Source organism: Streptococcus sp. DAT741 (assembly GCF_009866825.1).
GTDB lineage: Bacteria > Bacillota > Bacilli > Lactobacillales > Streptococcaceae > Streptococcus > Streptococcus ruminantium.
Genome location: NZ_CP019557.1, coordinates 1,507,562 through 1,528,630, shown reverse-complemented (window position 1 = coordinate 1,528,630; position 21,069 = coordinate 1,507,562). Strand labels below are relative to the sequence as shown.

General features: G+C 40.3%; 19 protein-coding genes and 1 riboswitch. Of the genes, 7 read left to right on the top strand and 12 right to left on the bottom strand.

The features are described 5' to 3' along the window. Positions 1-150 precede the first annotated feature (150 nt). On the bottom strand, positions 151-1,848 hold the full coding sequence (locus BZG42_RS07195; protein WP_155996313.1) for a M3 family oligoendopeptidase: 1,698 nt from the start codon (positions 1,846-1,848) through the stop codon (positions 151-153). Between the two features lie 136 nt (positions 1,849-1,984). Between BZG42_RS07195 and BZG42_RS07190 the strand changes: the two genes are divergently transcribed. Next, positions 1,985-2,920, top strand: a complete 936-nt coding sequence (locus tag BZG42_RS07190) for a manganese-dependent inorganic pyrophosphatase (protein WP_120172010.1) — start codon at positions 1,985-1,987, stop codon at positions 2,918-2,920. Between the two features lie 254 nt (positions 2,921-3,174). Here BZG42_RS07190 and BZG42_RS07185 read toward each other — a convergent pair whose 3' ends face one another. Then, complete coding sequence (locus tag BZG42_RS07185) at positions 3,175-3,489, bottom strand: DUF3270 domain-containing protein (protein ID WP_024532262.1); 315 nt, start codon at positions 3,487-3,489, stop codon at positions 3,175-3,177. Between the two features lie 161 nt (positions 3,490-3,650). Here BZG42_RS07185 and BZG42_RS07180 point away from each other — a divergent pair, with 161 nt between their 5' ends. Further along, positions 3,651-4,580 (top strand): peptidase U32 family protein, encoded by a 930-nt coding sequence (locus tag BZG42_RS07180; RefSeq protein WP_120172009.1) that lies wholly within the window; start codon positions 3,651-3,653, stop codon positions 4,578-4,580. A 180-nt stretch (positions 4,581-4,760) separates the two neighbouring features. Continuing rightward, a complete protein-coding gene (locus BZG42_RS07175; RefSeq protein WP_155996314.1) occupies positions 4,761-6,047 on the top strand; it encodes a peptidase U32 family protein in 1,287 nt (428 codons plus the stop codon). 149 nt (positions 6,048-6,196) lie between these two features. Here the strand turns inward: BZG42_RS07175 and BZG42_RS07170 are convergent, their stop codons facing one another. Then, positions 6,197-6,520: a hypothetical protein gene (locus BZG42_RS07170; RefSeq protein WP_024532265.1), complete on the bottom strand. Its 324-nt coding sequence runs from the start codon at positions 6,518-6,520 to the stop codon at positions 6,197-6,199. A gap of 94 nt (positions 6,521-6,614) precedes the next feature. Here BZG42_RS07170 and BZG42_RS07165 point away from each other — a divergent pair, with 94 nt between their 5' ends. Further along, positions 6,615-6,830 (top strand): YdbC family protein, encoded by a 216-nt coding sequence (locus BZG42_RS07165; RefSeq protein ID WP_004194749.1) that lies wholly within the window; start codon positions 6,615-6,617, stop codon positions 6,828-6,830. A 66-nt stretch (positions 6,831-6,896) separates the two neighbouring features. Here BZG42_RS07165 and BZG42_RS07160 read toward each other — a convergent pair whose 3' ends face one another. Both BZG42_RS07160 and gorA read right to left on the bottom strand, forming a co-directional pair. Then, positions 6,897-7,436: a biotin transporter BioY gene (locus tag BZG42_RS07160; RefSeq protein WP_155996315.1), complete on the bottom strand. Its 540-nt coding sequence runs from the start codon at positions 7,434-7,436 to the stop codon at positions 6,897-6,899. 198 nt (positions 7,437-7,634) lie between these two features. Then, complete coding sequence (gene gorA / locus BZG42_RS07155) at positions 7,635-8,984, bottom strand: glutathione-disulfide reductase (RefSeq protein ID WP_155996316.1); 1,350 nt, start codon at positions 8,982-8,984, stop codon at positions 7,635-7,637. Positions 8,985-9,267: 283 nt separating this feature from the next. Here gorA and BZG42_RS07150 point away from each other — a divergent pair, with 283 nt between their 5' ends. Further along, positions 9,268-10,332 (top strand): LLM class flavin-dependent oxidoreductase, encoded by a 1,065-nt coding sequence (locus BZG42_RS07150; RefSeq protein WP_155996317.1) that lies wholly within the window; start codon positions 9,268-9,270, stop codon positions 10,330-10,332. A gap of 90 nt (positions 10,333-10,422) precedes the next feature. Here BZG42_RS07150 and BZG42_RS07145 read toward each other — a convergent pair whose 3' ends face one another. The 7 genes from BZG42_RS07145 to BZG42_RS07115 all read right to left on the bottom strand — a co-directional run bounded on the left by BZG42_RS07145 (position 10,423) and on the right by BZG42_RS07115 (position 16,702). Continuing rightward, positions 10,423-10,665 carry a hypothetical protein gene (locus tag BZG42_RS07145; RefSeq protein ID WP_120172004.1) on the bottom strand — a complete coding sequence of 81 codons (243 nt, stop codon included), beginning with the start codon at positions 10,663-10,665 and terminating at the stop codon, positions 10,423-10,425. Continuing rightward, complete coding sequence (locus tag BZG42_RS07140) at positions 10,662-10,895, bottom strand: hypothetical protein (protein WP_155962759.1); 234 nt, start codon at positions 10,893-10,895, stop codon at positions 10,662-10,664. The genes BZG42_RS07145 and BZG42_RS07140 overlap by 4 nt, the downstream gene beginning before the upstream one ends. 879 nt (positions 10,896-11,774) lie before the next feature. Beyond that, positions 11,775-13,265 carry a lysine--tRNA ligase gene (gene lysS, locus BZG42_RS07135; RefSeq protein ID WP_120172002.1) on the bottom strand — a complete coding sequence of 497 codons (1,491 nt, stop codon included), beginning with the start codon at positions 13,263-13,265 and terminating at the stop codon, positions 11,775-11,777. Between the two features lie 263 nt (positions 13,266-13,528). Continuing rightward, positions 13,529-14,008, bottom strand: coding sequence for an aminoacyl-tRNA deacylase (locus BZG42_RS07130; protein WP_155962755.1), 480 nt, complete (start codon positions 14,006-14,008; stop codon positions 13,529-13,531). Next, on the bottom strand, positions 14,008-14,850 hold the full coding sequence (locus BZG42_RS07125) for a DUF368 domain-containing protein (protein ID WP_155996318.1): 843 nt from the start codon (positions 14,848-14,850) through the stop codon (positions 14,008-14,010). Before BZG42_RS07125 ends, BZG42_RS07130 begins: the two co-directional genes overlap by 1 nt. Positions 14,851-15,115: 265 nt before the next feature. Next, the gene (thiT, locus tag BZG42_RS07120; protein ID WP_155965358.1) at positions 15,116-15,667 is read right to left on the bottom strand and encodes an energy-coupled thiamine transporter ThiT; all 552 of its coding nucleotides are present in this window, start codon (positions 15,665-15,667) and stop codon (positions 15,116-15,118) included. Between the two features lie 61 nt (positions 15,668-15,728). Beyond that, positions 15,729-15,826: riboswitch (TPP riboswitch) on the bottom strand. Between the two features lie 21 nt (positions 15,827-15,847). Then, positions 15,848-16,702: a glycoside hydrolase family 25 protein gene (locus BZG42_RS07115; protein ID WP_155964556.1), complete on the bottom strand. Its 855-nt coding sequence runs from the start codon at positions 16,700-16,702 to the stop codon at positions 15,848-15,850. A gap of 247 nt (positions 16,703-16,949) precedes the next feature. Here BZG42_RS07115 and ftsW point away from each other — a divergent pair, with 247 nt between their 5' ends. After that, a complete protein-coding gene (ftsW, locus tag BZG42_RS07110) occupies positions 16,950-18,164 on the top strand; it encodes a cell division peptidoglycan polymerase FtsW (RefSeq protein ID WP_024531551.1) in 1,215 nt (404 codons plus the stop codon). A gap of 14 nt (positions 18,165-18,178) precedes the next feature. After that, positions 18,179-20,875 carry a phosphoenolpyruvate carboxylase gene (ppc, locus tag BZG42_RS07105; protein ID WP_155996319.1) on the top strand — a complete coding sequence of 899 codons (2,697 nt, stop codon included), beginning with the start codon at positions 18,179-18,181 and terminating at the stop codon, positions 20,873-20,875. Positions 20,876-21,069 lie beyond the last annotated feature (194 nt).

The window sequence follows — 21,069 nt, the reverse complement described above, 5'->3', positions numbered from 1 at the left end:
TCATATATTGCATCTGTACTCTTCAATGAAAATTAAAATTATTTGGGAGATAATTTGGGATTGATGGCATGTCTCCTTAATTTTTTACAGAGTATATGACAAGAAAATATCCCTCAAACATGAGTCTGAGGGATGTGTCAATACTAGAATTTAGAAAGCAGTGTCGTTTACAGCGGCCAACCAATTTGCGGCAGCTTGAGCTGTACTTTCAAGCGCTCCTTCTTTAAATGGAGATTGGAGGTTTGCAGCAGCAACCACTTGCAAGAAAGACTTGGTTCCGCCCAAATCGCAGATACGGATGTAGTCTTCCCAGGCATTTTCGTCATGATCCACCTGAGTTCGTTTCCAGAATTGGAGGGCGCAGACTTGTGCAAGCGTATAGTCAATATAGTAGAATGGACTAGCAAAGATGTGGCCTTGACGATACCAGAAGATACCACGACTGAGCGCTTCTGAGTCAGAGTAGTCACGATCTGGCAGATATTGAGCTTGCAAGCGAGCCCAAGTTGCTTTGCGTTCGGCAGGAGTCATTTCTGGGTGTTCATACACTTCATGCTGGAAGTGATCCACCAAAACACCGTACGGTAAGAAAAGAAGGGTACCAGCCAAGTGGCTGAATTTATACTTATCTACCTGTTCCTTAAAGAAACGCTCCATCCATGGCCAGGTCATAAACTCCATAGACATAGAGTGGATTTCACAGGTCTCATAGGTCGGCCAAACTACTTCTGGACTTTGAATCCAACGAGAACGGTACACTTGAAAGGCATGTCCAGCTTCGTGGGTCAAGACATCAATGTCACCGCTTGTTCCATTGAAGTTTGAGAAGATAAACGGACTCTTATAATCTGGAATGTAGGTACAGTAGCCACCGCTGTCTTTTCCTGTTTTGGCAACCAAATCAAGCAGCTCGTGCTCAACCATGAAGTCAAAGAACTCACCAGTTTCTGCCGATAGTTCATGATACATCTTTTGAGCTTGATCCAATATGAAATCGGGATCGCCTTGTGGCACAGCATTGCCATCGAGGAATTCAAGATTAAGATCGTAGTATTTCAAACTTGGTACTTGCAAGCGCTTGGCTTGGCGTTCACGCAAGTTTTGAACGATTGGAACGATATGCTTGAGGATCTCCTCTCGGTAAACCTTAACCATATCACGGTTGTAATCAAAGCGATTCATCTTCAGGTAGCCGTATTCCACATAGTCTTTGAAGCCAAGAGTATGGGCAATTTCGGTACGGACTTTCACCAGTTCGTCATATACTCGATCGAAATCAGCTTCTTTTTCAACGAAATAAGCAGTGCTAGCCTCAGATGCTGCCTTGCGAATGTCGCGATCAGTTGATTGTCCAAACGGGCTGAGTTGAGAAAGGTTGTAGGTCTTACCTTGAAATTCGATGGCAGCACCAGCGATGAGTTTGCTGTATTCATCTGTCAACTGATTTTCCTTTTGGAACAAAGGAATAACTTCCGATGAGAAAGTTTTAAGCTTGTTTTCAGCCTGTTTGAAGAAGGTTTCCGGCAAGATGTCAGCTAGCTCTGTCTTGAACGGCGTTTTGGTAATAACACAGTAGTAGTTGGTTGTCAATTCTTCGAAAAGGGGAGAATAGTCATTCCAAAACTTGGTCTCTTCGTTGTAAAACTCATCATTCATATCAATCGAGTGACGAATCATCCAGAGGTTGTATTGAGTATCTACTAGATTGAGGATTTTTGTAATATCCAAGATGATGGATCTGGTAGTTTCAGGACTTGTAGCAACTTCCAAATCAGCTATTAAGCGAGTAAATTCTTCTTTAATCACAGGATAATCTGGACGAGTATAGGTGTATTCAGAAAATTTCATATAGGTCTCCTTTGCATTGTTACCTACTATCTTACTCTTTTTGAAAACGTTTGGCAAATCTCGACCCATTCATGTTCACAAGTCCCTTTATTTGTGGTAAAATGGATACGATTATTAGAAAAATGAGGTTGTAGACATGTCTAAATTGTTAGTTTTTGGTCACCAAAATCCTGATACAGATGCCATTGCTTCGTCATACGGATGGGCTTATTTGGAGCGTGAGGTATTTGGACGCGATGCTGAAGCTGTGGCACTCGGTACACCAAATGAAGAAACTACTTTTGCTCTTGAGTACTTTGGTGTAGATATGCCGCGCGTGGTAGAAACTGCTAAAGCAGAAGGTGTTAGTCAAGTTATCTTGACAGACCATAACGAATTTCAGCAGTCCATTGCAGACATCCATGAAGTTGAAGTGGCAGCTGTTATTGACCATCACCGTGTCGCAAACTTTGAAACAGCTAATCCCCTCTATATGCGTTTGGAGCCGGTCGGTTCTGCATCATCTATTGTTTACCGTGCTTTTAAGGAAAATGGTGTAATACCTCCAAAAGAAGTGGCAGGTCTCCTTTTATCCGGTTTGGTTTCCGATACTCTCTTGTTAAAATCACCGACTACCCATGTTTCTGATCCACAGGTAGCTACAGAATTAGCAGAATTAGCAGGAGTAAATCTAGAGGAATACGGTTTGGCATTATTGAAAGCAGGTACAAATCTTGCTAGCAAGTCAGCTGAAGAATTGATTGATATTGATGCAAAGACTTTTGGATTGAACGGAAATGATGTCCGTGTTGCTCAGGTCAATACTGTGGATATTGCAGAGGTATTGGAGCGTCAGACCGAAATCGAATCTGCAATGACCGCAGCCTCAGCAGCAAATGGCTACTCAGACTTTGTGTTGATGATTACAGATATTGTTAACTCAAACTCTGAGATTCTTGCGCTTGGTAGTAATATGGATAAGGTTGAGGCAGCCTTTAATTTCAAATTGGAAAATAATCATGCTTTCCTAGCAGGTGCTGTTTCGCGTAAGAAACAAGTTGTTCCTCAGTTGACAGATGCCTTCAATGGGTAATCCCTCTAATCTCAGGCAAGCAGAAAGATGATTCGGAGCACCTGCGGGTGCTTTTTGTTTTTGTAATTCCTGCAATATATACAGATTAGGATACTTTATTAGTATTGATATTCTTGTGCTGTCATTGGAATAACCGAGGAGATAAACGCCAACTGCATAGGCTGAACAGGGGATTGAGGGAAAGTGATGGAGGATGAAACAGTCCTGCGACAAATAAAAAGAGCAGAGGATCATGATTCTCTGCCTTTATTATTTTATTTCCTTTTACGCACTTGAGTAAGCCTAGATGATTTCTTTTTAAGTCCAATTTGAACCAAACGTAGTCCAAGAAAGCCCGTTGTACTTGCTAATATGAGAGCGACAAAAACAGGTATGCCTATTGATAAATAAACATAACTAGCAATGACCGTTATCAGGCTAAAAAAAACAATATTAACAAAAAACAATAGCTCTTTTATACGCTCTTTGTTAGTGCTTCTTGCTTGATAGGTCTGAAAATTAGTTTGTTTCTCTTTCGGGATATACTCTTCGTACTGGTATTCATGGGACTGATGATGTCTTAATGCCATATCGTCTCCTTCTCTGCTCTCTAAAGGATACCATAACATTGATGAAGTTTTGTGACATTTTTGTTACAATAAGATTACAAGGGGATAGATTAGAAAAGTCTGAACATTAAAATACAAGTCGTCCCTTATCAGATATTTTTCTTTTTGATATAATTACTTTTATGGGAAAAATTATCATTACAGCAACCGCTGAAAGTATTGAACAAGTAAAGGAGTTGTTAGCAGCAGGTGTTGACCGTATTTATGTGGGGGAAGCAGACCATGCACTCCGTATTCCGACAAATTTTACTTATGATGAGCTTAGGGAAATAGCAGAGCTCGTTCATAGTGAAGGCAAGGAACTGACTGTTGCAGCTAATGCTCTTATGCATCAGGATATGATGGATCATATCAAACCATTTATGGAATGGATGCGTGAGATTAAAGTTGACTATTTAGTTGTTGGTGATACGGGCATTTTCTATGTCAATAAACGAGACGGTTACAATTTTAAGCTGATTTACGATACTTCTGTATTTGTAACCTCTAGTCGCCAAATTAACTTTTGGAAAGATCATGGAGCTGTTGAAGCAGTTTTAGCAAGGGAAATTCCCTCGGAAGAACTTTTTGATATTGCTAAAAATCTGGAAATTCCAGCTGAAATCTTGGTTTATGGTGCCTCTGTCATTCATCATTCCAAACGAACCTTGTTGCAAAATTATTATAATTTTACAAAGGCAGATGAGACAGATTTGTCTCGCGAGCGTGGTTTATTTTTAGCAGAACCAAGCGATCCAGATAGCCACTATTCAATTTTTGAGGACAAGCATGGCACTCATATCTTCATTAACAACGATATTGATATGATGACAAAACTCTCAGAACTCTATGAACATGGTTACCACCATTGGAAATTGGATGGTATTTACTGTCCTGGCCAGAATTTTGTTGAGATTGCTAAACTTTTTGTCCAAGCACGGGACTTGTTAGAAAAAGGTGAGTTTACTTACGATCAAGCCTTTCTTTTAGATGAAAAAGTTCGTAGACTCCACCCAGTTGAGCGTGGTCTAGATACAGGTTTTTATGAATTTGATAGAAACAAAGTGAAATAGCTTAGCCTGCTATTTATCTAAAAAATTATTTTATTACTAGCGGTACAAAATTGTTGTTTTCTTTGAGAAACAGGGGGACGACAATATCTATGGGTGTTACCTAGTTTTTCAAGTGTGCAAATCTCGAAAAGCGTTGAAATATTATCACATCTATCTTGTAAATAGAGGAGATTCTTACTCATGTCAAAAACATTAAAACGTCCGGAGGTTTTATCACCTGCTGGGACTTTGGAAAAATTGAAGGTAGCCATTGATTATGGTGCTGATGCTGTCTTCGTTGGGGGGCAGGCCTATGGTTTGCGTAGTAGAGCCGGAAATTTTAGTATGGATGAGATGCGGGAGGGGATTGAATATGCCCATGCTCGTGGTGCAAAGGTCTATGTGGCTGCTAATATGGTGACTCATGAAGGCAATGAAGAAGGGGCTGGAGCTTGGTTTCGAGAATTACGAGATATGGGTCTAGATGCTGTGATTGTATCAGATCCTGCACTGATTGTCATCTGTGCTACAGAGGCTCCGGGACTCGAAATCCACTTGTCCACACAAGCTTCATCTACTAACTATGAAACCTTTGAATTTTGGAAAGAGCTTGGCTTGACCCGTGTTGTATTAGCTCGTGAAGTGACGATGAAAGAAGTCGCTGAAATCCGCAAACGAACAGATGTTGAAATTGAAGCTTTTGTTCACGGTGCTATGTGTATTTCTTATTCAGGACGTTGCGTACTTTCTAACCATATGAGTAAGCGTGATGCCAATCGTGGTGGTTGTTCTCAATCCTGTCGTTGGAAGTACAATCTCTATGACCTACCTTTTGGTGAAGAACGTCGTTCCATCAAGGGAGAAATACCAGAGGAGTTCTCCATGTCTGCGGTGGATATGTGCATGATTGATCATATTCCAGATATGATTGAAAATGGAGTGGATAGTCTGAAAATCGAAGGGCGTATGAAGTCTGTCCACTATGTTTCAACCGTAACCAATTGTTACAAGGCAGCAGTTGATGCTTATCTAGAAAGTCCTGAGAAGTTTGAGGCAATCAAGCAAGACTTGATTGATGAAATGTGGAAAGTGGCTCAGCGTGAATTGGCAACTGGTTTTTACTACAGCCCACCGAGTGAAAACGAGCAGCTTTTTGGTGCTCGTCGTAAGATTCCTGAATATAAGTTTATCGCAGAAGTGGTAGCTTTTGATAAGGAAACCATGACAGCAACTATCCGTCAACGAAATGTAATCAACGAAGGGGATCAAGTTGAGTTTTATGGTCCAGGTTTCCGTCACTTTGAGACAACTATTCAGGATTTGCATGATTCAACAGGTGAAAAAATTGAGCGAGCCAATAAGCCGATGGAACTTTTGACGATCAAGTTAGACCGTGAAATCCATCCAGGTGATATGGTTCGCGCTTGCAAGTCAGGTCTGATTAACCTCTATCAAGAAGATGGACAGTCTTTGACTATTAGAGCGTAATAAGCACTCTACGGATATTTTGTGAGCGTTGAAACGATAGTTAGTTAACTAACTTTGATGAATCTTAGAAGAGATGACTTAGTTTTTTCGTCTATGTTTGACATATAAACTTGTTTGAATGAAAACACTACAATAAAAAGGCTGGATGGTCAGCCTTTTGTTTGCTTTTGAGAAGTTTTCACACTTTCCGGGACGAGAGTAATCTTTTTGATGTCTTCGATGTTGATGATACTGGTAACACGCCGCTTGAAATTTTTCATAATGATCCGTTGCTGATCTGTATCGTACTTCACAATGTCACCTGTAAAACTACGATTACTGTAGATGACATGGATGGCAGCTTTCTTGTAGAGGGCCAACTCCAGATTGTTTTTTATCTCTTCCCTACTATCTGACTCAATAGGTTTAGGAGCTTTGTCATTTCCTAAAAAGATATGTATCTGTTCTAGAATGACTTCCAAAAACCTCTTCATGGCATAATCCTTTCAAACTTGATATAATCATATTATCCAATTTTTATCGAAATGACAAGTCTTTTTCGAATAGATAAGTGAAGGAGGAAAACAAATGGCGGAATTTACATTTGAAATTGAAGAAAAATTGTTGGTTTTATCTGAAAATGATAAGGGATGGACCAAGGAGCTTAATCGTGTATCTTTCAATGGTGCACCAGCTAAGTATGATATTCGCACTTGGAGTCCAGATCACACCAAGATGGGTAAGGGAATCACACTCAGCAATGAAGAGTTTCAGGTTCTCTTGGATGCGTTTGCTAACAAATAATATGCTTTCCATTCTGAAATTTGCTTGCTTTAGTAGAGGACAGAAGTGAAATCAAAAAATAGAAGCCTAGGAGAAGTAGGCTTCTTTTTTGATAATAGGTCGAGACAAACGGTGACAAATCGTTACTAAAGAAATTTTCAGCAAATCGGGAAGAATGAATGGTAGAATTGTCCATGTAATTGTATCAGACCAGCTAGCGCCAGAAATGATTTTGAAGACCAAGCACCCTAGTGCAAAACAAGAAGCTGTTCCTAATAGACAAGCTAGAAAAATATTTATAGGATCAGAAGTTATCTTTGTTATCATGGAGGTAATAGTAGCATAAAGCAGGAAGCCCCACAAAAAACCAGCAGTAGGTCCCGTTAGGGCTGCAAAACCTCCTGAAAAACCAGCAAAGATAGGTAATCCAATAGCCCCTAATGTTAGATAGAGTCCGATACTAGCAATGGCTTCTTTGGGCTTGTAAAGACAGGCAATAAATCCAATCGCTAAAGTTTGTAAGGTAAAGGGAATCGGTCCAATAGATAGGCTAATCTGAGAAAAAGTAGCAATCAAGGCAGTTCCGATAGCGATGTAAACGAGAGATTTAGTAGATGTTTTTGTCATTTTGTTATCCTTTATAATTTTATTGGTTAACAAAATTATAGTGAGGATAGAGAAGAAAGTCAATGGGAGATTATCGGCTGTCACAATTCTACAGTTTTTTCTATACATCAGGTCTATTGCTACATCATCTTGAAAAGGTAATAGTTTGTTTATGCTATATAAGAACAAGGCTCAGATATATCATCTGGCCTTCTTCTTTTAGCGCATAGTAACAAATTCTTCCGATCCAGTTGGATGGATGGCAACAGTCGCATCAAAGTCTTCTTTTGTGGCCCCCATCTTAATGGCAACAGCAAAGCCTTGAATCATTTCGTCGACCCCATGACCGATACCGTGTAGCCCTACGACTTGTTCTTTTTCACCTACAGTTATTAATTTGAACTTAGCCATCTGGCGATGGTTTTCCAAAGCAGTGTACATGGAAGTGAAAGCAGAAGTATAAACTTTTACTTGACTTTTACCGTACTGTTTTATTGCTTCGTCTTCTGTTAGACCTACGGTACCAATAGCTGGGTGAGAGAAGACAACGGTAGGGATGGTTGTGTAATCCATTTTAGCAGTCGGCTTGTGATGAAATAGCCGTTCAGCCAAGAGGCGACCAGCCTTGATGGCTACTGGGGTTAACTCCTTTTCCCCTGTTACATCCCCGAGGGCGTAAATACCAGATACAATCGTTTCTTGGTATTCGTTAACAGCAATATGACCGGATGGAGCTAGGCTAATACCGGCGGCTTCAAGATTGAGCTTGCCAACATTTGGTTTACGCCCGACTGCCCAGAGGACATGTTGAGCAGTATGAGTGCTACCATCTGCGAAGGTAATTTGGATAAGATCGCCATCTATTTTTTTGAGACTAACAGGTGTTTTTCCGGTGTGGAGTGGCAGGTTTGTTCGTTCCATTTCTTCCATCAAAGCTTCAACGATATAGGTATCAAAATTTCGGAGAGGGCGATTGCCACGGACAAAGAGGTCAGTTTGAACACTGAGACCATGAAGAAGACCAGCCATCTCTACAGCAATATATCCTGCACCGATAATTGCTATAGATGAAGGTAACTCTTCCCAAGTAAAGACATCATCAGATACGATCCCTAATTCGCTTCCTGGAATATCAGGGATGTTTGGTTGCGCTCCTGTAGCAACAACAATGTGTTTCGCACGGATCAATTCACCATTTACTTCTATGGTATGGGCATCCACAAATTTGGCAAATCCATGGATGACCTCAACTCCGTTATTTTTGAAAGTAGTGGCATAGGAGGTACGGGAGCGTTCGATATATGCCTCGCGATTTCTCCGCAAGGTTGCAAAATCAAATTCTACTGTTTGACTGGTAAAACCGTACTCGGGTCCGTAGTGTGCAATTGTTTCTGCAACTTGGGACCCGTACCACATGATTTTTTTCGGAACACAACCAAGGTTGACACAGGTTCCACCAAGGTGACTAGCTTCTATAAGGGCGGCTTTAGCACCATACATGGCTGCACGGTTGATAGTGGCAATGCCGCCGCTTCCCCCACCAATGGCAATAATATCAAATTCTCTCATCAGTTCCCTCCAATTATGGATAATATACTTCATTGTATCGTTTTTTTATCTCCCAATCAAAAATCTGCTACGTTAACTATAATAAGTTTTAAGAAAGGAAACTGAAGATTCCATCCAGTTATTTAGCCTTTTAGCTAGTTTTCTGAGCGAATTATTCTGGATGATGTAAAAATGTTTAAGTCAATGTTTTTAGATGATGAGCAGATGGGTTGACTATATTACTAATTAGGGATAAGATGAAAGAGTAATTAGATAGAACAACTTACTCAAAGGAGAATAGGGTATGGTAGAATTAGGTATATCAACATTTGGAGAAACGACACCCCTTGAAAAAACAGGGGATACTTACAGCCATGCAGAACGAATTCGACAATTAGTCAAGGAAATTGAAGTAGCGGATGCAGTGGGATTGGATGTTTATGGAATTGGTGAACATCACCGGGAAGATTTTGCGATCTCAGCACCTGAGATTGTACTGGCAGCCGGTGCTGTCAATACCAACCACATCAAGTTAACATCAGCAGTTTCCATCCTTTCTTCCATGGATCCTGTGAGACTGTATCAGCAATATACTACTATCGATGCCTTGTCAAATGGTAGAGCAGAAATTATGGCGGGTCGTGGTTCCTTTACGGAGTCTTTCCCATTGTTTGGCTATGATCTCCATGACTATGAAGAACTCTTTGATGAAAAGCTAGATATGCTTCTGGAAATCGACAAGGAAACCAATCTCAAGTGGGATGGACATTTTACCCAGTCTGTTGATAACAAGCCCGTCTATCCTCGTCCTGTGCAGGAAGATTTTCCGATTTGGATAGCAACAGGTGGCAATGTGGAATCAACGATTAAGATTGCTCAAAAGGGGCTGCCTATTGTGTATGCAGTTATTGGTGCTGGTGCCAAACGCTTTAAACCCTTGGCTGATGCCTATCGCAAGGTTGCTCGTAATTCTGGACATGCTCCTGAAAAGATCAAGGTGGCGGCTCATTCCTGGGGTTGGATTGCAGATGACCATGATAAGGCAGTAGAAGAGTATTTTCATCCAACTAAGGTTGTAACCAATAATATTGCTAAGGATCGTCCCCACTGGAGTGAGATGACCAAGGCACAATACCTTTATTCGTTAACAGATGAGGGAGCGACTATCGTTGGAGATCCAAAGCATGTTGCAGCCAAAATCATTAAGACTATAGAGATACTTGATTTGGATCGTTTCTTCCTCCATTTGCCAATTGGCTCAATGCCACATGAAGAAGTACTTCGTGCTATTGAACTCTATGGCAAAGAAGTCGCACCGATTGTTAGAGATTACTTTGCGGAGAAAGAAGAGAAGGCATTAAAAGCTTGATTTTCTGGTTTTTCGATGAGGCGCTCTAATCAGAATTGGAATAGAAGAAAGAAAACGAGTACGACCATGATAGTCGAACTCGTTTTTTATTTAGTAATGATAGTCTGGATTGTAGTGGATGTAGATATTATGATTGGTATCATGTTCAAAGGTTAATTTCCATCGGTTGACAATGTGCACACTCTCGTTCTCTTCTTGCCAAGATAGCCAGGCCAATAATGCGTAATCGGTTCGGTTGGTATAGAGAATTAAGTCAGTCTCATCATTTCCGATGACAACAATCAAATCAGGGTGAGTATGGATTGTATAATTTCTAAATTTATATTGCTTCATTGTTCCATCTCCTCATCCTTATAGTAAATGTGAACGGTCGTACCTGATACGATGTGGTCAACTCCCCAAAATGTATCGACTAATAGAGTCCCCTTTTCAGAGATTTTCACATTGCAGCAGACAGAGGAGTGGTCAGGGAAGATAACGACAATCTCCTCATGACCATCATAGATTGGGTAGAGAGTGTCTGAGATAAAGATTTCAAAATCTCGTAATTGGTATTTTTTCATAAATAATCCTCATTAAAAAGTCTACTATGGTCGCATGTATACTCCTGTTTTATCATATGTACCGACAGGGTTCCCTTTTTTATTGTACAACTTCCAGTGACTTCCGCCATGTGTTCCGTGATAAGTATTCACTGCGTAATCTTTTTGCGAAGAATCCTTTCTTGGACTACTGAATGGACCAGTATTTGTTTGAAAAGGAGTTTTTCCATATTTATTCGTAAAAAGACTCAGATCAATATAGGAAGCTCCAGTTCCTCCATCACGAGTTGCCTGATGTTTTAAATGAAATTCGATTCTGCCTTCGGTACGTACAAATAGTTGAAGATGGTGCGACCACGGTATAAATAGTTATTAAAGTAAAAGATTTTTTTCATACGACCACCTCCTAATTTTTAATATGTTCACTATAACCAAAATGATTAGTGTTGTCAACAAAAAAATCAGAAAATTCAGCTAAAACGGAACATTCGTGAAATAGCTTATTTTTACAATCTATTCAGAGTATATTTAGGGAGGGTATTTTTCAGGCAGAAAAAGCCATAGTATGTTAGGGATAGATTGTCTTGTAGCTCCTTTGATGCATATTCTTTTCTGGCAAGCCGCAAGTATGTCGGTCTTAGTGTTTTAGGGGTGACAGTGAGTCACGATAAATCTTTTATTTTTATGTGTTACTGGAGAGTGGAAACATTTCTTTTCAATCGGTGATAGCTCATTTTTAGATATTTTCAAGCAAATGAACGGTTTCATCCCAAGCTAGATTGTAGGATGTAGTAGCGGGTGCAAGACATCGCGGATGAAACCGAAGGGCAGAGGGATGAAGAGTAAGTTCCTTGAAAGCGTAAAAAAACCACCCCAGAAAATCTTCTGAGGAGGTGATTGTTATTTCATCGTAGGGAACAAGAGTACATCCCGGATGGTTGTTGTATCGGTTAGGAGCATGCAGAGACGGTCGATACCGATTCCCAGTCCACCTGTTGGTGGCATACCGTATTCAAGTGCCTCAATGTAGTCGTAGTCGACACCAGTTGCCTCGTCATCTCCGAGTTCTTTAGCTTTAGCTTGTGCTTCAAAGCGTTCTAACTGATCAATTGGATCGTTTAATTCAGTAAAGGCGTTTCCATATTCTTTGGTCATGATGAAGAGCTCAAAGCGGTCTGTGAAGCGGGGGTCGTCATCATTTTTCTTAGCAAGTGGTGATACCGCTACGGGATGTCCGTAGACAAAGGTTGGCTGGATAAGGGTAGCTTCCACGTATTCTTCAAAGAAGCTATTGATAATCTGACCAACTTCTGTATGGTGTTTTTCCACAGGAACATGATGTTCAGCTGCGAGGGCTTTTGCTTCTTCAAAACTCATCTCTTGCCAGAAGTCCACGCCAGTTTGCTCCTTAATGGCATCGACCATGTGGATACGCTTGAATGGCTCGTGAATAGCAATTTCTGTACCTTGATAGGTCACAGGACCATCGCCGATAACCGCTTTAGCAGTGTGTTGGATAATGCCTTCTGTCAAATCCATGATGTCTTGATAGTCTGCATAGGCTTGGTAGACTTCAATAGATGTAAACTCAGGGTTGTGAGTTGCATCCATTCCTTCGTTGCGGAAGATGCGACCGATCTCATAGACACGCTCCATACCACCGACAATCAACCGTTTGAGGTGGAGCTCGGTTGCAATCCGGAGCACCATATCGATGTTTTGAGCATTGTGGTGGGTGATAAATGGACGAGCAGCAGCACCGCCAGCTTCATTGTGAAGGACAGGTGTCTCAACTTCCAAGAAACCAAGACCATCAAGATAACGGCGAATTTCTGAGATAATTTTGGAGCGGGTTACAAAGCGGTTAAAGCTCTCACGGTTGGTAATCAGATCCAAGTAACGCTTACGGTAGCGTGTCTCAATATCTGTCAAACCGTGGAATTTTTCTGGCAATGGGCGGAGTGCTTTAGAGAGGTGAGTTAATTTATGGACGTGGATTGTCAATTCTCCCATGTTTGTCTTCATTACGTCACCTTCAATGCCGATAAAGTCTCCTAGATCAGCCTTTTTGAAGATTTCATAGTTTTTTTCACCAACATCATCCTGACGGACGTAAATTTGAATTTGTCCCTCACGATCTTGAATATGGGCAAAACCAGCCTTCCCCTTACCACGTTTAGTCATCATACGACCAGCAATGATAGCAGTTTTAGCTAGCTCTTCCAATTCTTCTTTTGTTTTTTCTTCGTATTGTGTTTTTAACTCAGCAGAATTTGTGGTCCGTTCAAAACGTTTACCGAATGGATCAATTCCTTGTTCAGCAAGGGCCGTCATTTTTTCGCGGCGGACAATCTGTTGGTCATTTAATTCTTCAAAATGTGCAGTTGACATAAAAAATTCATTCCTCCAAAGTCTGTTCTTTTTATTTTATCATAGAACCCGTAAAAAATCAGCATAAATACCGAATAGAATAGGAAAAAACAGCAGATAGTTCTACTAACCTACTGTTTTTGTCATGGCATCATCTAAGATCTTTGCAGTATTAACGGTTTTAAGTGATAGTAGCAGTCCTGTTAAGAAAAAATAATTAAATGGTGAACTGCGAGAATTATCACGAACTCGACTTCAATTGAGCGTTATAATCCATTTCAAAGTTATTCTCTTTCAATGATATTGGCAAAACTTGCATTTACAAAGTCAGCCAAGACCTGACTATCTATTCGGATAGAACGACCAATTTCTCCAGCTGATACGATTATCTGCTTTGATTCTAAAGCGGATAGGTCGATAAAGATAGGAAAATTATGTTTTTGGCGGATACCTACGGGGTTGTTAGCTCCATGGACATAACCCGTTATTTTTTCCAAATTCTTTTGAGGGATCATGTTGACCTTTTTATTTCCGGAAATCTTAGCTAATTTCTTCTCAGACAAGCGTTCGGTAATAGGAACAATGCCAATAATTGGTCCTGTTTTATCACCAATAAGAGCTAATGTTTTATAAATATCCTTTTCTTCTATTCCTTGTGGTAGTTGGCCTTCAAGGGCATTTAAAACAAGGCTATCATGTTTGATCTTAGCCTTGTCTAAAATTTGGTCAACTAAGGTTTTTTTGATAGTAACCTTCTTTGCCATTACTTGTATTTTTCCTCTAATTTGCTCATCCAATATCCCAACCATGCTCCCAAGACAAAGAGGACAAGGGAGATCATCCAGATTTCAAAGTCAGTCCCAGCATAGGAAATCGATTCTTTGTTGCCCACTTGTGGAATTAAAATCAAGAGGGTAGAGGAAGAAACGATACCGATGATAAAATGATAGACTCGTGAATGATAAACTTTGAGAGCATAGTCCATTGCTTTTGAAAAAGCAATCATTGCAAGTCCTCCACCGATAGCAATCGGTAGGAAGGTGCCGATTAAATCAAGAGATTTGAAGCCACTGAGCATGGGGGTGTAAATTCCTAAAATCAAGAGAAGATTTGATGGGCTGAGTCCTGGAACCAGCACACCTAAGGCAATCAAGGCACCGGCTAAAACAAAACTTGCAAAGTTGGCAGGGAGAGTTCCCACCAAATCACTTAAGTTATAGAGCAAAAGGCCAGATACGATAAAGGTTCCAATGAGCCACATCCAGTCAATAGTATCGCGTTTACTCTTTGTGATAGATTCCTTCAGTAAGCTAGGAATCGTTCCTACAATAGCTCCTGCGAACGCCCATAGGGTTGGTACTTGGAAGTGTTGCAAGAGAAACTCCACTGGAAAGGAGAAGAGAGCAATTCCTAAGACCCCACCAATTCCAACAGGAACAAAATAGAGAAAGTTCTCTTTAAAATTCTTGCGAATGTTTGCTAGAAAGCTGATAAGACGTTCATAAATTCCTAGGATAGCTGCTAATACACCTCCAGAAACACCGGGCAGTATAAATCCAAGGGCGATAATCATACCTTTCATTATTCTTGAAATCCAAGAAGCCATAGTTTCCTCCAAAATATATTTGTACAGTCATTTGTTGACTTTTTATACCTTTTATGATCACAGTAACACTATTGAAAGGGGGAAATGGAGCCGGTTCGTGTGTTTGTCAGGGGCCATTAACCCCTTTCTCAACTTCAATCAAGCAAGGCAAGTTAAAAGGTAGATCAAATGACGATAATTCTTATATTATAGCATAAAGTAAGATAAATAGCTGAAAAAAGAAAGCCTGTTAGAAGGAATCTAGCAGGTAAGTCGTCTAAAAAATTTACGAAAGGCTATAAAAATTTGGTCTAGCCTTATAAAGCAGGATCAGCAGAATGCAAGCAATGGCTGCTGAAGGGAGAATATAGCTGATATTGTACTGGAAAGAATAGAGCCAGACAGGAAGACCTGCCGGGGCATAGTCAGCATAAAAGATTATTCCTGCTAGGAAATTAGCTAAAAAGCGAATGCTTCCTCCTAGTACACTAGCAAGTGTGATAACAAGGCTAGCATGGGGCAACGTTTTTTGCTTTTTCAAAGTGTGTGTCAAAAGACCTGCTAATCCAATTCCTGCATAGGATAAGGCATAATCGAGAAAAACTTGAAAGAGATTTAAAAAGTAACCACCGTAAAATAGCTGAATGGTTCCAACGATTCCTCCAGAAAGAACCCCAACTGATAGACCATGGCGCAGAGAGAGAAGGAGAATGGGAAGCATGACTAGAGAGACAGAGCCACCTTGTGGCATGGTGAAGAGGGGGAATTTGTCAAAGACAAGAGCGATAGCAGAAAAGATAGCTATTTCAGCCAAAAGACGTAATTTTGATTGGGACATAGTAAAAGCACTCCTTTATAAACTGTTGGCAAGGGAGCGCTTATGATCAGAGTATGGTATTATCCTGTAAGCACACAATTCCTACGCTAGTTTTAACTAGATCAGGTTCGAGGATTTCGCTAGCAAGCGATCTCAGCCGAAGCACTCCTTTGTGTATATAATTAGTGAAATTGTAACATTTTATTCCGGTATTGTAAATAATTTTTTATAAATCTGATTGGGATCCTTCAAGGTGGTAACAATGTTCAGGTCAAGATGCTTATCAAAACCATTGACACGACCACGTGAGGTATATTGATGAAGGTCATAATCTAAATCAGTATTGGGAGCCGCATTGTAATAACCGGAGTCATCGCCATAGGTAGGAATCCATACTGCATCAAATTTTTCAACGTTGATACTGTGATCTTCCATAAAATAGGTTCCAACGTAAATTCCGATATTTTTTGCTCCTAAGTCTTTTAGCTCCTTACGAAAAGCTTCCACTCCGGCATTCATATCATTCATGGTATGTTCTTCGACATCCAGCCAGTAGAAAGTCGGTTTATATTGGTTTGCTGCTTTGTAAAAACTGCGAGCCTCTTCCCTCATATTTTCAATACTGTTTCCCGTAACATAGGCATAGACAGCTACAGGGATATTTCTTGCCTGAAATTCTTTGATGTGGGTATCAAATGACTTATCTAAACCATTCTTGTCCGTAGCTGTATTTTCTTTTTTAGTGTGTGATCCGCTTTGGATACGGACGATGGCACCGGAGATATTTCGACTAAGAACATCATAATCAATTTCTGAAGGTCTCTGCCATGCTGAAACGTCAATAATCGGTTTCATTTCAAGAGCATTGGTGATATGGTAACTAGAGCTAGGGCTAATCTTTTTAGGACTCGTACTAGTACTTGATTGTGTGGTTGTGGTCTCATTGGTTGTATCCGTTTTATCTACGGTATTTCCAGTTAATCCGGTTACGAAAATAAGGACAAAAAAGGAAAGGAAGAAACCAACGACAACGATCGGATTTATTTTCTTTCTCATCCCATCAATTTTACCCTAAAATAACAAAAAAATCAAAAAAATATGATTTAGATGGAAAGCGGAACTAAATAGAGCAGATAAAATGAGGAAAACGTCATTGGATGCACGATAAAAGCAGGAAAGAATTTAGCTTTTTCAAAACAAAAATTAGGTTTGACAGTTTGAACCACTTATTGGAAAAGTGGGAAGTGTTTTTATGCAAAGTATGCTATAATAGACAGTATACTCGAAGAAGGTTGGATTAGAAATGAAGATTGACAAGCGTCATTTGTTGAATTACTCGATACTCATTCCCTATCTCATATTATCTGTTATAGGTCTAGTAATGGTTTACTCTACTACCAGTGCCACGCAAATTATCAATGGTAAGGATCCATTTAGAACGGTTATTAACCAGGCGGGCTTCTGGGTGGTTAGTCTGATAGCAATCTACACGATTTATCGTATGAAGTTGAGTTTTCTACGAAAGAAGGCAGTCATTTATTCGGTCATTTTAGCAGAGGTCTTCTTATTGGTAATATCTCGCCTGTTTCCCACTGTCAATGGTGCTCATGGCTGGATTCCTCTTCCAATCGCTGGAACCTTACAGCCTGCAGAATATCTGAAGTTAATTGTTATTTGGTACTTGGCTCACGAATTTGCTAAGCAGCAGGCTGATATTCGGACCTACGATTACCTCTCTTTGATTAGAGGTAGTTGGATTCCGAAAGAATTTACTGATTGGCGGATCATCAATCTCATCTTACTTGGCTTAGTGGCCACCTTGCCAGACTTGGGAAATGCCACGATTATTATTCTGATTATCATTGTGATGATTAGCGTAAGCGGTATTGCCTATCGCTGGTTTTCGACAGCGATTTTAGGGATAGTCGCTGCTTCAACGGTTATATTAGGAACGATTCGTATTTTCGGAGTTGAAACGGTCGAAAAAATTCCTCTTTTTGGCTATATTGCCCGCCGATTTGCTGCTTATTTTGATCCATTTGGCAATGCAACAGGTTCCGGTCTACAACTGACTCACTCTTACTATGCAATGAGCAATGGTGGCTGGTTGGGGCGTGGCTTAGGAAATTCGATTGAGAAAAAAGGGCACTTGCCAGAAGCCCATACCGACTTTGCCTTTTCCATTACGATTGAAGAACTTGGCTTTATAGGAGCGAGCTTGATTTTGGCCGTATTGTTCTTTTTGATTATTCGGATTATCATCGTTGGTATCCGTTCTCGTAGTCCTTTTAATTCCATGATGGCGCTTGGTATCGCAGGAATGTTACTCATTCAGACCTTCGTCAACATTGGTGGGATTTCGGGGATTATCCCTGCAACAGGGGTAACCTTCCCCTTCCTTTCACAGGGAGGATCCAGTCTCCTGATTATCTCTATCGGAATTGGCTTTGTTCTTAATATTGATGCCAATGAGAAACGTCGACTAATCGAGGAAGAGATTGAGCGTACATTAGTATAGAAAAGAGGTAGAAGATGATAATTCCCAAACTAGAAAATTGCAACAATAAAGAAATCATCCAGGAAGAAGTGACGATTCTGACATCTATTTTAGAAGAGGTCGCAGCACAGATGATGCCAGCAGAGACTTTCACCAAGATTCTCGAATTGTCTCAACTGTCTCATCGGGATGATTATCAAGCTTTAATCGAGATTATCGGTCAATTAAATAATGAAGAACTTGCAGTGATTTCTCGCTATTTTGCTGTATTGCCTCTTTTGATTAACATTTCAGAAGATGTAGATTTGGCCTATGAGATTAACCATCAAAATAATATTGAACAAGATTATCTTGGGAAAATCTCAACGACTATCGATCTGGTTTCACAAAAGGAAAATGCAGCTGAGATCCTTGAAAAATTGAATGTAGTGCCCGTCCTGACTGCTCATCCTACTCAAGTTCAACGCCAGTCTATGTTAGATTTAACCAAGCATATCCACGAGTTGCTTCGTCGCTACCGTGATGTGAAAAAGGGGCTGCTCAATAAGAGTAAGTGGGAAGACGAGCTACGTTGCTATATCGAAATTATCATGCAGACCGATATGATCCGTGAGAAGAAACTCAAGGTTACCAACGAGATTACTAATGTCATGGATTATTATAATTCTTCCTTTATCAAAGCGGTAACTAAGTTGCAACGTGAGTACAAGCGTTTGGCTGCAGAGAAGGGAATCGTTTTGAATAATCCCCGTCCTATTACCATGGGAATGTGGATTGGTGGAGATCGTGATGGGAATCCATTTGTAACTGCGGAAACGCTGAAACTATCAGCTCTGACTCAGTGTGAAGTCATCATGAACTACTATGATGAGCAACTGTATAAGCTCTATCGCAATTTTTCGCTTTCGACCTCTATTGTCAATGTATCAGCGGCTGTCAAGATGCTCGCAGATTTGTCAGAAGATAGTTCGGTTTATCGCGAGAATGAACCCTATCGCCGGGCTTTTCATTATATTCAGATGAAGTTAGCCAATACAAGAGATTATTTGATTCATAGCAAACCTTCCGAGGTTCGTTATGCTAACGTTGCAGAGTTCAAGGCAGACCTGTTCGCTATCAAACAGTCTTTGATCGAAAACAAAACAGCAGCTCTTTTAAAAGGTGATTTTACGGAGTTACTGGAAGCTGTTGAAGCATTTGGTTTCTATCTAGCTAGCATTGATATGCGTCAGGATTCTTCCATCCACGAAGCAAGCGTTGCGGAGCTACTAGCTTCAGCTCGCATTGTTGAAGACTATTCAAGTTTGTCAGAGGAAGCCAAGTGTCATGTCCTTTTGAAGCAGTTGGAGACAGATCCCCGTATTCTTTCTGCAACCCATGTGCCCAAGTCAGAGCAACTGGAAAAAGAATTGGCTATCTTTACTACAGCTCGTGAGTTAAAAGACAAACTTGGTGAGGAAATCATCAAGCAGCACATCATTTCCCACTCAGAGAGTGTGTCTGATTTGTTGGAATTAGCAGTCTTGCTCAAGGAGGTAGGACTGGTGGATACGGATAAGGCTCGTGTGCAGATTGTTCCACTATTTGAAACCATTGAGGACTTGGACAATGCGCCGGACACCATGCATCAATATCTGCAACTTGATCTGGCCAAACGCTGGATTGCAGGCAATAAACATTATCAGGAAATCATGCTAGGTTATTCGGATTCCAACAAGGATGGTGGTTATCTATCATCGGGTTGGACCCTCTACAAAGCACAAAATGAATTGACAAAGATTGGTCAAGAATACGGTGTTAATATTACCTTTTTCCATGGTCGTGGCGGCACAGTTGGTCGCGGCGGTGGTCCTTCTTATGATGCAATCACCTCTCAACCATTCGGTTCTATTAAAGACCGCCTTCGTTTGACAGAACAAGGTGAAGTTATTGGAAATAAGTATGGAAATAAAGATGCAGCTTACTACAATTTGGAAATGCTAGTATCTGCGACACTTGATCGCATGGTGACTCAAATGATTACGGATTCAAATGAAATTGATGGTTACCGAGAAACTATGGATGAAATTGTATTAGATAGTTACCAGATCTATCGTGAACTTGTTTTTAATAATCCACACTTTTATGACTATTTCTTTGCGGCAAGCCCAATCCGAGAAGTGTCCAGTCTCAATATTGGTTCACGACCAGCAGCACGCAAAACCATTACGGAAATTGGTGGACTGCGCGCTATTCCTTGGGTCTTTTCTTGGTCGCAAAACCGTGTCATGTTGCCGGGATGGTATGGTGTCGGCTCCAGCTTTAAACGCTTTATCGATAAGGGATCGGATAACTTAGCTAAGCTACAGAAAATGTATGAGTCATGGCCGTTTTTCCGTTCCTTACTATCAAATGTGGATATGGTCTTGTCCAAGTCAAATATGAATATTGCCCTTGAATACGCTAAAATGTGCGAAAGTGAAGATGTACGAAATATCTTTTATATCATTTTAGATGAGTGGCAACTGACAAAAGAGGTTATTTTAGCAATTGAACAAAATGAAGAACTCTTGGCAGATCTGCCCTTCTTGAAAGCAAGTCTTGATTATCGTATGCCTTACTTCAATATTCTTAACTATATCCAGATTGAACTGATTCGTCGCCTTCGTCGTGGGGAACTCAGTAAGGAACAAGAAAGTCTAATCCATATCACTATCAACGGTGTAGCAACAGGTCTACGAAACTCAGGTTAATACCCAATATGAAAATTAAAACTATCCTTTGTTAATTTGGTGGTTCTCCAAGCTTCAAAGGTCTCCGAAGCTATCTTCATTGTTATTTTTTCGTTTCTTTTTAATATCATTACAAACAACTTCTTAGGAGGTTGTTTTTTTACAAGCTGATTATCACTAAAAGATTCAAACGATGTATATTCGGTGGAAGAGTT